At 45.5% G+C, this 798-nt stretch carries 1 protein-coding gene; it reads right to left on the bottom strand.

Annotation, left to right across the window (positions count from 1 at the left end; all coding sequences use genetic code 11):
* The coding region (locus A3739_RS03675; protein WP_231876995.1) for a diguanylate cyclase domain-containing protein at positions 1-781 on the bottom strand (781 nt) is incomplete at its 3' end.
* Between the last annotated feature and the right edge of the window lie 17 nt (positions 782-798).

Genomic DNA, 798 nt, shown 5'->3' with positions numbered 1-798 from the left:
CGTACATCGCGATACCGATACTTGCTGCCGCGAAAATTTCATGTTTTTGTACAAAATGTGGTGCTGCCAATGCATCAATAATGCGGTTCGCGACAGTACTGGTATCTGCACTGGAATTTACATCAGTAAGCACTATACAAAACTCATCGCCGCCAAGCCGTGCCACATAATCGATGTCGCGTACACAGCCTTTTAATCGCAGCGCGGTACTACGCAAAAGTAAGTCTCCAACAGAGTGCCCGTATGAATCGTTGACGACCTTGAAGTGGTCAAGGTCAAGAAACATGACGGCGATAGAGCGGCTCTTTCGCTTACTTGTTGAGACGAGTCGAGCAAGGATGTTGGTGATTTGCTCACGATTAAATAAGCCGGTTAATTGATCGTGCTGCGCGTAATCTTGTAAGCGTTTAAATGCTGTTTTTAGGTCTCTTTGTTGTTCTTCGATCACGCGACGTTGGCTATCTAGCTGAAGAAATACGCGTGTCTTAGATTTGATGATCTCGGGCTCGACAGGTTTCTTCAGTATGTCGACAACGCCGCTTTTATAACTCCGTAAGATATCTTCATCATCATTTTTTAGCGCGGTGATAAAGATGATTGGGACATAACGACAACGAGGGCGTGCGTGAATTTCTTTAGCAAAGTCATAGCCCAATATGTCAGGCATCATGATGTCTAGATAGATCAACGCGATATCATGCCTGTGTAAAATAGAGCGAGCTTCTTGCGCATTACTCGCCAGAAACACGCGAGCCCCGCATTCCTCAAGCGCTGATTCCATTAAGGTTAAGCTAACAG

It is taken from the genome of Oleiphilus sp. HI0067, from assembly GCF_001635735.1.
The sequence above is the reverse complement of the archived record's forward strand: the minus strand, read 5'-3'. Positions and strand labels throughout refer to the sequence as shown.